A 9,840-nucleotide genomic window follows, 5' to 3' on the forward strand; every position below is an offset into this window, starting at 1 on the left:
CCTCTATACGTTGAATATAGAGGGTTTGTTAGTGGTCCCACTAGTATCAAATTTTATTACACATTATTAACATAACCAATTGATTAATAGATAGATGTAGTTTATTCGTTTTTATTAATAGGGGAGAAAATCCTCAAATTATGAGGAAATTTTCCCTTATTTTAATTATGTTTGTGTATTAAAAGTAAAAAATGAATTTATACTATAAATTAAAAAGCGATAAGGGCTACGGATATGTTATATTAATATATACTCATCTCTCAAAGAGAATAGAGTTGTCTCCATCCGTTAAATGTAGTAAAAAGGATTTCGGTGATGGTAAAAAAGATAATCCAATTAAAAAAACTGATAATGAATTTGAAGGAAAAAATCAGGTACTCCGTTCATTCAAAGAGAATGTTTATTTAGTAATTGAAAGATTAAAAAGTGAAAACATTATTCCTTCAACTGAATTAGTAAAATTAGGGATGAAACAATTTAAGAGAGAGTTATTAGTTGTTAAGCACAATGAAACTCTTGTTGATAGATTTCCAATACTATATGTTCTAAAAGAAAAATATATTAAATCACTTGATAAAACAACTACATATTATCGTTCCATTTGTTATCGATTGAGAATAGTAGAAGATTTTATAAAACTAAAAGGTGATTTAGAGATTGATTTTCGTGAGATTGATAATATGTTCTATACGGAATTTGAATCTTATTTAGTTCAAAAACAATACAGTAATTCAACTTCGGCAAAAATTATTTCACAATTTCGTCAATTTTTACTTTTCGCTCAAAGAGAGAATTTTGTCAACAGAGTTAATGTGGATTATAAAACAAAATTACCGGTAGGTTCAAAAAAAGTAGTTGCGTTGAATCAAAATCAAATTGAGACTATGTATAATTATCGAGAATTTGATTACTATCCAATTAATGATGAAGAAAATGAAATACCTTCTTATATCAAACATTATAAAGGGTGGGTTGAGAGTTCCTATCTTATTAAAGATGAATTATTTGAAACTATAAAAGATTTAGAAACTAATCGAGCTAAAAGAGATTCTAAAGGAATGATAGTAGGAATGGTTTCAAAAAACAAATTCAATTACTACACAACTTATGAGGTAGTTAAAGATATGTTTTTGTTTAGTGTAGCAACTGGATTGAGATGGAGCGATTGTGTAAAAGTTAAAGTTGGGGATTTTGATATTGAAAACCTTGAGTACAGTATTATTCAACAAAAAACAAAAGATGAGGTACCTATTATTGAAAATCAATTATCAAAACAACTATATCGTAAATACTCAAAGGGTAAATCAGTATTACAATATTTATTTCCATTAAATTGTTTAAAAAGTGATTTTACAAGGCAAAATTATTTAACCAAAGTAAATTTACATTTAAAGGAAATTGGTGAAATATTAAAATTCAATAATTCAGTTTATACTATTAGAAGAGTAGGTAAAAATCCAACAAAGAATCCATCTGTACCTTTCTACAAATTGATGTCATTTCATATGGGTAGAAGAACACATGCCACAATTGGAAATAAATTGGGTGTGGATATGAAATCAATTTCACAACAAATGGGTCATAGTTCAATGTCAATGACATCGAAATACATAGGTAAAGACGATGATAAACTTAAATCATTATTTGATTTTATTAATCCATCAGTTAAAAAAGAGTTACTTGCTAAAAATGTTAATGGAAATTCATTAGAATCTAAATTGGAGTATCTTAAATCTATGAAAGAAAAGGGAGTTATTCCAGATGAAATCTATTCGAATCGAGTTAATGATTTGTTGAATGAATTTGGGTTATAAGATTGTTTATTAAATGTAAATTGGGTTATTATTACTATTGTAAATAATTAAAATAGAAAATTGTGAGTATAGACATTGAGTTCATAAATCTAATTATTCCTAAAGAGATTTTAGAAGAAAAATATGATGGAGGAGTTAACAAATTCAAAACCGATTGTCCAAATAAATCTTTTAGAGAAGATGACTCTTTAGTAAGGGTTGGTTTTATGAATAATAATGATTTGTATAACTTTTTAGATTTAGTAACAACAAATGGCTTGGAATATAAAGATGAATCTACAACTGATTTTGTAATTATAAATACACTTTCTGGATTAAGTTGGGAGGTTAATTGGGTTGAACATAATTTTTGTTCATGTTGGAAAAAAAAGGTATTTTAGAATGAACAAATTTGTTCGTTTAAGTTTATGGATTATAACGAAAGAAAGAAAATAAGACAAGAATTATCCAATTTCAAGAAGAAAATGGATAAGAAGGGTGTAGAAATGTTATTAAATCGTCCAGAGAATGAGGATATTAAACTCAAATTAGGAAATGGTACAATTAATCTAATGGAGGCTGAAGAGTTCCTTAAATCAAGATTAAATGGGGTTACGAGTATTAAACTAAAAGGTAAGGGTAAGTTTGTTGAACCGAATGAGCAATTAATTTCAATGACTAAACACAATTTATCATTGGGAAACAATAATAACCTAATTAAGATTTTTGAGGAAATAGAGGGTGGATTGGGTATTAAAGAGGAAAATAAGGATTCAATTGTTCAAATGGTAGATATTGTAAAACTTAAACCACATCCACATAATTACAAAATCTATGAACCATTTTCAGATGAAGATGATAAACTAAAGAAAGATTTTATAAACTCAATTGAAACCTATGGAATATTAGAACCAATTGTAATTAATAAAAATTTTGAGATAATTTCTGGTCATCGGAGATTCTTTGCTTGTTTAGATTTAGGTATTTCATTAGTTCCAGTTAGGATTAAATCATTTGATAATGAAATACTAGCGATTATTCATTTTAACAAACAAAGAGAAAAGAGTGGTACAATTATTAGAAACGAGTTTAACGAGTTAGATAACCATCTATTTAAAAAATTGGGTGGTAGAGGTAAAAAGAACGATGGTATTGATATATACAATACTATTTCTGAAATGTTTAATATCAGTAGGGGTTCAGCTACAAAATTGTACAAGATTTTCCAAGAGGATAAAGATTTGTTTGTTAAGGTTAAATTACCTCAAAATCCCAATGGTACTTTATCGATTGATAAAGCCTATTTTTCTCTGAAATCAGTTAAAACATTATCAGTATCCAAGAAAGTAACGGAAAGGAATCATATTACTTTGGTTAGAAATTCAATATCTAATTTATCAAGTGAGGAACTTTTTACAATTCTTAAAACAACATATCCATTTTCTTTAATGGGTGATTACAATTCTAACGAAGGTTATACAAACATTAGTCTTAATCAGTCTAAATTTGAAACATTTGATAAAAAAAGAAAAGAACTCATTGAGGATTTAGAGTTCAGAAAATCTCTTACCACAGAAGAGTTACTAATGTTTGAAAAGTTGGATGAAATCCAAAGAACAAAGATTTCTAATGATATAAAGAAACAAGTAGTAGATGATTTGTGGAGGCCGTCTGATATTTCAAATGAGAATCTTACAATAACTGAAATTGAAAATTTATATCCGGTTTTAGTACTTACTAATGGAGATGATTATTTTAATGCTATTAGAGTTTTTACACATTCATTAAGTTGGAATCCTAATGTTGGTAGGAATCTCAAATATGTAGTTATTGATAAATATACTAATAAGGTATTAGGATGTATCGTGATTGGTTCCGATGTTCTTCATTTAGAAGGAAGGGATACAAAAATTGGATGGAATACCGATACTAAAATAGGTAAGAAAAAAATCAATCATATTGGTATGGCTACAACAATTTTACCAACCTTTCTTCTAGGGTATAATTTTTTAGGTACTAAATTAATTGCTGGTTTAGTTCAATCAAAAACTATAGAAAACGATTGGAATGGAAGATATGGGGATGTTTTAGTGGGTATTACTACTACATCCTTATATGGTTCTTTTAGTAGTTATAATGGTATTCCTAATTGGAGTAAGTGTGGTTTATCAAAAGGTAAGGTTATACTAAATCCATCTAATCATTTATATAAATTTTGGTATAATTGGTTAAAGGAAAATCATCCTGATGATTTCAATAAATCAACCATTACAGAGAACAATACAATTACGAGTGGTCCTAAACAAAAGATTATAAAATCTATATTTAGGTTGTTGGATTTGAAACAAACTGAATATTACCATATGCATCAGAGGGGAGTGTATTTTTATTCAATTTATGAGAATACTATTGATTTTCTTAATGATAAAATAGATGAAAAGGATTTAGTTCCAAAGAAAAATAATGATGATTCACTTTTAAAATGGTGGAAACCAAAAGCCATTAATCGTTATCAGAAACTAATCAAAGAGGAAAGGATAGAGAGGGATTTTTATTGGTATGAGAAGATGAGTGAAAAGGAATTAAAGGATTGGTTAATGAATAGAGGCAAGAGTATTTTACTAAATGATTAACTCAATAGATTTTGTTTCAACTCATCTAAATGATTATTATTAGAGAGAAATTTAGCATGATTGATAGAATTTATTACCCATTTGTAATAAAAAATCTCATCATCTAATAGCCGATTTAATATTAAAAATAGGTCACTTTCATTGGTGTAGAATAACCCATTTGGATATATTTCTCTATAATTTTCACAATCTTCAAAAACAACTGGAGTACCTCTCATTAAACTATCAGTAGCAGATATATTCCATCCGTAATGGGAATCCGATGGAACAATAGTTACCCAACATTGGGATAGTCGTTTATAATACTCTGATTTTTCAACAGAATCCGTATTAATCCATTTATCTTCAAAATTGATATTATATCTATCACCTAACGAAATCCAAACATTGAAATCAGTTCGATTTTTCCGGAATTTGAATACTTGTTTGATAAAAGTATTGTATCCTTTATCGTTTGTACATCTGTGATTGAACAATATTGTTCGTTCTCTTTTTTGAGGGATTTGTTTAATTATTAGATTTTCAGGAATAGTTAGGTAAAATGGTTGAATTATTCTGTCTAATTCCAAAAGAATATTATCATTAAATGTTTTACTAGCTTCTTTAATAATATAATTTTTCTGGGTTTTAGTGTTTACAAATAAGATTCTCATTTGTAATGCCCCTAAAATTTCTCTTTCGAAATTCAAGTAATTATTAAGGTTGGATTTACCATTACAAATCTCCATTTCCCACCAATGAGCATAACCTATTATCGGTTTATTATTAGGAATAAATCTTCGTATGTTCCAATCCGGTAGATGTGAATAAACAACATCGTAATTCACCCATAAATCATTGGTTATATTATTAGGGGATAATGTAGAAGATTGTAATAGTTTAATCATATCTGTTGGAAAGGATACCCTCATATGAAACATATTACCACTCAAATTGATTGGTATTTGTTTGACATTTGGTTTATCAGATAATAATTTTACGGGTTTAATGACGGGTATAAACCAAAAGAAATCATTACCTAATTTCGTTATCTGTTGATTTAATACATCAAAAAAAGAATCCATTTCAGGATTCTTTGAATTTGTAATATTCGGAATTACAAGAATGTTACGATAGTTGTTTATAATATTCATATGTCATTAGAACAAAGTTTCAGATACAGCACTTAATCGTTCATTGATAACTTTCATATATTCATTACTAATTTCACTACCAATATAGTTTCTCTTTAGTTTTTTAGATACCACAGCAGTACTTCCTGTACCCATAAATGGGTCGTAGATTATATCACCTTCGTTTGTAAAATTGTTTAAAATCGTATAAACAAGTTGTTCAGGGAAAACTGCTCCATGTTCTGATGATACCTTCTGACCTCTCTTAATCAACCACAAATCATCCAGAGTTCCTCTATTGAAATTACATTTATCAAATTGTCTACTAATTGCGTTGTTTTTATCAAATATTAAAATTAATTCAGTTCTACGATTCATAACTCTTTCAGCCATTGCAGGTTGTCCATGACCCTTATCCCAAATTACAATATCCTTTAAGTAATCAGATAAATTACCAATTATTTTGAATATTGCTCTTTTACTTCCTGTAACAATTTGAATATTATAAAATACCATATCACTAACTCGAAGTAGTTCTTTGAGGATATTTAGGTGTAATTCATAATACTCATCAATGGGTAAATTATCATCAAAATTTGAATACTTCGTACTCAACTCTTTTACAATTTGTCTTGAACAATATTTGCCGTTTCTAATACGAAGGTTCATGTTATAAGGAGGTGATGTAATTACTGCGTTCACAGAACCATCTTTCATTTTTTTAAGGGTTTCTAAACAATTCTCATTGTAAACCTTATTTAACTCAATATCTGTAACATTTTTTGTCTGCCTCATACTAAACGACTAATTTGGTGTCCAAGTGTAAAGATAATCCTTTTAGACTTCACCTGAAAACCCAAAACCATGAATAATAATGTAAAAAATTTAGATAAAATAGTTTCCGAATTTGAAAGGATTAGAGATTTAGGGTTTTTACCAAATAATAGACCTAATAATAAAGATGGTGGTATCGGTAATACATTTGAAGACCATTTAGGTGTTAAGGAAAATAACCTCAAAGACCCAGATTTCATTGGATTTGAGGTGAAAAGTAAAAGAATCTTCAATGAATCTTATTTGAGTTTGTTTTCCAAAAGTCCATCACAACCAAAAAGAGCTAATAGAATTTTAAAAGATAGATTTGGGGAAGAAAGGGATTCGGATTTCGCTGGATTAAAAAAACTATATGCTTCAATTTTTGGTCATAGATGTGGGATAGTTTATGATAAGTATAATATGAAATTACAGGTAGATAGAGGTAATGAACATCTGAAACTTGTAATTATGGATTTAAACATGGTAGTATTATATGATGAAGTTATTTGGAATTTTGATACATTAAAGAAGGCTTCCTCAAAAATTAACAAATTATTTATCGTTTATGCTGATTCTAAAAAAATTGATGGTTTAACCTACTTTCATTATAAGGAGGGAGAGATATATCTAAATTTCAATTTTGATAAGTTTTTAAATCAAATTGAAAATGGAGGTATAATGTTTGATATTAGAATAGGGGTTCATAAAACTGAAGGTAAGAATTATGGAAAACCTCACGACCACGGGAGTGGGTTTAGAGTTAAAAAAGAGAAGATTAGGGAATTATTTGATGATTATATGAATATAACCTAATATTATATCAAAATCATCCACAGAGAAAAAACCCGTATCACGATTTAAAGGGGTTCGGATGGAAAATAGGGGTAGTCAAGTATTTCAGGTATATGAAACTACTCCAATTCCTTTTTTATCTACCTAATATAGAGTAAGAATTGTTAGTTATTACAATCAAATTTTAATCTTTAAATTGTAGTAAACGCCTCCACAATATAAATTGATAGTTCATTCATATAGAACTACTCACAATTTTAAGTACACTATAAATAAGGAGTACCAATTCTCTAAATAACCTGTTAAATAGTTGCCTGATTCAGGAATTTTTCACAGATTTGAGGTATAAAACATACCACATGAAAAATATGAGTAAAAAGGTAATTAGATACAATCGTATCAGTACTATCCAACAAAATTTAGATAGGCAACAACAGAAGAACCACGAGTATGATATGGTATTTGAAGATAGATGTAGTGGAACTATTCCATTATTTGAAAGGCCATATGGTAAGGAAATCAAATCTGTAATAGAAAGTGGTGAAATTGGAACTATTAGTATTCACTCCATAGATAGATTAGCACGTAATTTGAAGGATTTGTTAGGTTTGATTGATTTCTTCCATTTATATGGTGTTTGTGTAAGCATTGAGAATTTAGGTTTAAAAACTCTCGTAGATGGTAAAATGAATTATACTATAAAGATGTTAATATCTGTAATGGGTGGATTTGCTGAAATTGAGAATGAAATACGAAAAGAACGTCAAACGGAAGGTATTGAGATAGCTAAGATGAAGGGAATCTATAAGAATCGAAAACAACGTGGTAAAGAACCCATTATGAAGTTTCTTACAAAACATGAAAAACCACTGCAATTATTACAAAAAGGGTACAAAGCATCTGAAGTATCAAAAATTTGTGGAATCCATCCCAATACACTAACTAAAATCAAAAAAATAGTGGAATTGGTATAATGAACAAAATTGTTTATTATGATTTTGAAAGTATGAATTATCAGTTTAATGATAATCTTAATTCTGAATTTGGGTACACTACATATTCTATCTAATTTTAATCTAGTAGTGGTTAGGTAGTGAAAAAAGTGGGACTGATTTTGTTCCCACTTTTTTATTTATAAAGAGAAACGTATAAGGTACAATTCAACCATCTGACAGACACTTAACCAATATTTTCTTATTTCTTTTTCGGGTGTATCAATTTATCTTTCATTATTGTTTTCAACTTCATTTCTTCTTTTAGCTTAACTTCACCTAATCCATCTGATAGGTCAATAAATTTATCTAAAAGTTTATCCAAGACATCAGAGTGATTCAAATTCCATTGAGTATTTGCAATCATCCAGTAAACTCTTGAGAGTATATCTAATTTTCGTTGTAGAACATAAGATTTTGGGTCTGATGGTGTCTTTATTGGTTTAACAGTATTTGGTTTCATAGTGACGAGGTATAGTGTGTTAAAATGGATTCTGGAGTAAAAACCTGACCTTGCTATATGAATGTGGTTGGTACAGGTATTTAGAAAAAGTTTTTATCGTGTTACAGGTAATGGAGAGAAATAGAATTACAACTATCGTGTAATGTTTAATCATTGCATATTAGAACTAGGTCAATTCAATAACCTTTCATTTTATGGGAGGTTATTATTTTGAAAGGTATTTACTCTCCCATTCCAATAAATCATCCTTTGTTATGTATTTTGAATGAGATGAAATCCTAATGAGTGGTAGTTCTTTCGTCTTCACCCAATCTTCAATCGTTAATCTATTTACTCCGTAAATCTTTTGTAGTTGTTGTTTTGATATTCTGTCTTCCATAGTGTTAGATAAGTGTTTTTAGTTCTCCGTATTTGTTAATGTAACCTCTGTATAAATCTATATTCTGTATAGGTTGGGTATGAATTAAACCATAACTACCATTGCATTCATTGTATATATCTAAACCTATTGCTCTTTCTGTCCACTCTTTACCTCCAACGAATTGGGATAATCTGTTTTGAACATTTCCTTCGTTGTCATTATGATGAATTATTAAGTGAGTATGGTAGATGTTTGAATGTTTATCTTTCTCAATAGAGAACTCTGTATAAATAGTATTATCCTTATTTAGCTTTTTATGTAGTGTGTGTATTTGTTGCTTTAAGTTCTTCTTTGATACATTCTTATACTTTCCATTTGTATCTTTTTCCCACTTTCGTATTAGTACTCCCAATGTTTGCATATATTCTTTGTTTTGTTTGGATATAGGGATAGTATATATGATTGGTTTATCCACTCATTCTAATCAATCCCATAAAATTTCAATCTACCTTTTTACCAACTCTCGTTGCAACGATATAGCGGTGTAATCATTCCTATATTCTGCATATAAGTATTGGTTTAATTATTGAAACGATAAAAAATAGTGTAGAAAAGTGAAATAATTTGTAAGTAACTGATATTCAAGTAATTAATTGGCAAATTGTTTAAACAAGATACGAATCAAATTGATTAAAATAGTGTATATTTTGAGGAGAAAATGGGGGAGAAAATCGATTTTACATAAAAAAATCCTCTATACGTTGAATATAGAGGGTTTGTTAGTGGTCCCACTAGTATCAAATTTTATTACACATTATTAACATAACCAATTGATTAATAGATAGATGTAGTTTATTCGTTTTTATTAATAGGGGAGA

Annotated in this window: 10 protein-coding genes; 5 read left to right on the forward strand and 5 right to left on the reverse strand. The window is 28.5% G+C overall.

Annotated elements, in window-relative coordinates:
* Positions 1-191 precede the first annotated feature (191 nt).
* The 3 genes from ACIQ0Q_RS09095 to ACIQ0Q_RS09105 all read left to right on the forward strand — a co-directional run bounded on the left by ACIQ0Q_RS09095 (position 192) and on the right by ACIQ0Q_RS09105 (position 4,426).
* Positions 192-1,814: a tyrosine-type recombinase/integrase gene (locus ACIQ0Q_RS09095; protein WP_395772622.1), complete on the forward strand. Its 1,623-nt coding sequence runs from the start codon at positions 192-194 to the stop codon at positions 1,812-1,814.
* Between the two features lie 62 nt (positions 1,815-1,876).
* Positions 1,877-2,194: a hypothetical protein gene (locus ACIQ0Q_RS09100; protein WP_395772623.1), complete on the forward strand. Its 318-nt coding sequence runs from the start codon at positions 1,877-1,879 to the stop codon at positions 2,192-2,194.
* Between the two features lie 27 nt (positions 2,195-2,221).
* Entirely contained in the window at positions 2,222-4,426 is a 2,205-nt protein-coding gene (locus ACIQ0Q_RS09105; RefSeq protein ID WP_395772624.1) for a Druantia anti-phage system protein DruA, read from the forward strand.
* Here the strand turns inward: ACIQ0Q_RS09105 and ACIQ0Q_RS09110 are convergent.
* Together ACIQ0Q_RS09110 and ACIQ0Q_RS09115 are read right to left on the reverse strand one after the other, a co-directional pair.
* Positions 4,423-5,490 (reverse strand): hypothetical protein, encoded by a 1,068-nt coding sequence (locus tag ACIQ0Q_RS09110; RefSeq protein ID WP_395772625.1) that lies wholly within the window; start codon positions 5,488-5,490, stop codon positions 4,423-4,425. The genes ACIQ0Q_RS09105 and ACIQ0Q_RS09110 overlap by 4 nt on opposite strands.
* Before the next feature lie 75 nt (positions 5,491-5,565).
* Complete coding sequence (locus tag ACIQ0Q_RS09115; protein WP_395772626.1) at positions 5,566-6,333, reverse strand: DNA-methyltransferase; 768 nt, start codon at positions 6,331-6,333, stop codon at positions 5,566-5,568.
* Positions 6,334-6,402: 69 nt separating this feature from the next.
* Here ACIQ0Q_RS09115 and ACIQ0Q_RS09120 point away from each other — a divergent pair, with 69 nt between their 5' ends.
* Together ACIQ0Q_RS09120 and ACIQ0Q_RS09125 are read left to right on the forward strand one after the other, a co-directional pair.
* Entirely contained in the window at positions 6,403-7,167 is a 765-nt protein-coding gene (locus ACIQ0Q_RS09120) for an MvaI/BcnI family restriction endonuclease (protein WP_395772627.1), read from the forward strand.
* Between the two features lie 347 nt (positions 7,168-7,514).
* Positions 7,515-8,120 carry a recombinase family protein gene (locus ACIQ0Q_RS09125; protein WP_395772628.1) on the forward strand — a complete coding sequence of 202 codons (606 nt, stop codon included), beginning with the start codon at positions 7,515-7,517 and terminating at the stop codon, positions 8,118-8,120.
* A gap of 220 nt (positions 8,121-8,340) precedes the next feature.
* Here the strand turns inward: ACIQ0Q_RS09125 and ACIQ0Q_RS09130 are convergent, their stop codons facing one another.
* The 3 genes from ACIQ0Q_RS09130 to ACIQ0Q_RS09140 all read right to left on the reverse strand — a co-directional run bounded on the left by ACIQ0Q_RS09130 (position 8,341) and on the right by ACIQ0Q_RS09140 (position 9,437).
* Positions 8,341-8,505, reverse strand: a complete 165-nt coding sequence (locus tag ACIQ0Q_RS09130) for a hypothetical protein (protein ID WP_395772629.1) — start codon at positions 8,503-8,505, stop codon at positions 8,341-8,343.
* Positions 8,506-8,806: 301 nt separating this feature from the next.
* Positions 8,807-8,980, reverse strand: coding sequence for a helix-turn-helix domain-containing protein (locus ACIQ0Q_RS09135; protein ID WP_395772630.1), 174 nt, complete (start codon positions 8,978-8,980; stop codon positions 8,807-8,809).
* 4 nt (positions 8,981-8,984) lie between these two features.
* Positions 8,985-9,437 carry a hypothetical protein gene (locus ACIQ0Q_RS09140; RefSeq protein WP_395772631.1) on the reverse strand — a complete coding sequence of 151 codons (453 nt, stop codon included), beginning with the start codon at positions 9,435-9,437 and terminating at the stop codon, positions 8,985-8,987.
* Positions 9,438-9,840: the final 403 nt, after the last annotated feature.

Origin of the sequence: Arenimonas sp. (assembly GCF_044348765.1) — a bacterium.
Taxonomy (GTDB): domain Bacteria; phylum Pseudomonadota; class Gammaproteobacteria; order Xanthomonadales; family Xanthomonadaceae; genus Arenimonas.